Annotated in this window: 1 pseudogene; it reads right to left on the reverse strand. The window is 67.9% G+C overall.

Annotation, left to right across the window (positions count from 1 at the left end):
* Positions 1-326, reverse strand: a pseudogene (locus KJQ96_RS38780) (IS21 family transposase); the annotation flags it as partial.
* Between the last annotated feature and the right edge of the window lie 95 nt (positions 327-421).

Raw genomic sequence — 421 nt, forward strand, 5'->3', positions numbered from 1 at the left:
CGGCTGTACCCGTAACCATCCGGGTAGGCCGCGCGATGCTCCTCCCACAATAGCTGCAGCGTCACCCCTGGCCGGCGAAGCTCACGGTGGACCGCCGCCCAGTCTGGCTGCGGTCGACGCTTTGCGCCGACCGTTGGAGGTCGGTAGAGTCGGGCCTCCAGCGCCTCGTCCGTCAGGCCTTCCGGTACCGGCCAGGTGAGGCCGGCGCGGCGTGCCCGCTGGATGCACTCCCCGGCGGCCGTTGCACTCATCCCCAGGCTGGCAGCGATCTTGCGTTTGGACATGCCGGCGGCGGACAGCCGCAGCACGTCGCGAATTTTGCGCATAGGTAATCTCGGTCCTGGCATTTGCCCCCGCTCCTCGTGGAAAGGAGCGAAACCATGCCGATTCGCAGATCACCCAACGGCGCCCGTCACACCCG

The organism is Bradyrhizobium sp. sGM-13, assembly GCF_018398875.1.
Taxonomy (GTDB): Bacteria; Pseudomonadota; Alphaproteobacteria; order Rhizobiales; family Xanthobacteraceae; genus Bradyrhizobium.